Source organism: Parahaliea maris (assembly GCF_008064665.1).
In the GTDB taxonomy this organism is placed as follows: Bacteria; Pseudomonadota; Gammaproteobacteria; order Pseudomonadales; family Halieaceae; genus Parahaliea; species Parahaliea maris.
The window spans coordinates 1-1,600 of sequence record NZ_VRZA01000020.1; the positions used below are offsets into that span (position 1 = coordinate 1).

Genomic DNA, 1,600 nt, shown 5'->3' on the forward strand with positions numbered 1-1,600 from the left:
CAGACTGCTGACAAAGTACCTTCAAAAGCCCTGGTCGTAAGACCGGGGCTTTTGTTTAATGGGGCTGTAATAACGATAAGGGCAGTTCAATGCTCAAAGACCCAGCCCCAAAGCAACACACCCTCGAGATGGTCACGCTGGAGGAACTGGTCCCGCAGGACCACCTGCTCCGGCTGATCGATCAGCACATCGACTTTGAGTTCATCCGGGAAGTCACCGCCCCGATGTATTGCGAGAACAATGGCCGACCTGCCATTGATCCAGTCCTTCTCTTCAAGATGCTCTTTATCGGCTACCTGTTCGGTATCCGCAGCGAACGGCAGTTGGTCAGGGAAGTCCAGGTGAACGTGGCGTACCGCTGGTTCTTGGGCCTGAATCTGACCGACAACGTGCCCAACGCCTCCACTTTCAGCCAGAACCGCCGGCGCCGTTTCGAGGGAACGGATATCGAGCAGACTATCTTCGATGAGATCGTGGAGCAGGCGCTGGAGAAGGGATTGATTGGTGGCAAGGCCCTGTATACAGACAGTACCCACCTCAAGGCCAGCGCCAACAAGAATCGCCACAGTACGCATGAAGTGGCGATCACTCCCATGGCGTATCTGGACGAGTTGAACGAAGCGATTGAGGCAGACCGGCAGGCCCACGGCAAGAAGCCGTTAAAAGCCAGGAGCCAATCAGTGGCCACCAAGCCGACCAAAATCAGCGATACCGATCCGGACGCTGGCTACATGGTGCGGGACAAGAAGCCGGAGGGCTTCTTTTACCTGGATCACCGTACGGTGGATGGCAAGCATGGCCTGATTACTGACACCCATGTAACCCCCGGCAATATCAATGATGCCCGGCCTTATCTGGAACGCCTGGATCGCCAATGTGAGCGCTTCCAGCTGAATCCCATCAAGGTAGGGCTGGATGCCGGTTATAACACGGCGGCCATCTGCCATGGCCTGGTCAAGCGCGGCATCGACGGGGTCGTGGGTTACAAGCGGCCACACTCCCCGGTAGGCCGATTTAAGCGGCGGCACTTTACCTATGACCCGATTGCGGATGAATACCGCTGTCCACAGGGGGAGACCTTACCGTACTCGACCACCAGCCGCGACGGCTACCGGGAGTACAAGTCAAATCCCAAGATCTGCAAGGACTGCCCGTTGCGGGACCAATGCACGCAAAGCCGGAATCACCAGAAGGTGATGGTACGGCATGTATGGGAAGAAGATCGGGAGGAGATCAACCAGAATCGCTACACGGACTGGGGAAGGAAGGTCTATCAGCGTCGGCAGGAAACGGTAGAGCGCAGTTTTGCCGATGCCAAGGAGTTGCATGGCCACCGCTATGCCCGATACCGGGGGCTCAGCCGCGTGAAGGGGCAGTGTCTGTTGGCCGCTGCCTGCCAGAATATGAAGAAGATTGCCCGCCTGCTGGCAGCTCTTTATTGGCTCTGGATAGGCCGAGAATGGCTACAGAACGCCGGTTATCGGGCTTCTGGCCAGTTCAGGACAATCTAGCGGCGTCTCCGCGGAGACGTCGAGCAAAGACGGTGGTATTCCGAAAACAACAAACCCCGGCTAAATAACCGGGGTTTGTCAGCAGTCTG

1 protein-coding gene is annotated in these 1,600 nt (G+C 57.0%); it reads left to right on the forward strand.

The features are described from left to right. The first annotated feature begins 89 nt into the window (after positions 1–89). On the forward strand, positions 90–1,511 hold the full coding sequence (locus FV139_RS20980; protein WP_235898756.1) for an IS1182 family transposase: 1,422 nt from the start codon (positions 90–92) through the stop codon (positions 1,509–1,511). Positions 1,512–1,600: the final 89 nt, after the last annotated feature.

Bases quoted from the DNA above. Each gene is read 5' to 3' on its own strand.
- FV139_RS20980 (WP_235898756.1), top strand. From the start codon at position 90: ATGCTCAAAGACCCAGCCCCAAAGCAACACACCCTCGAGATGGTCACG.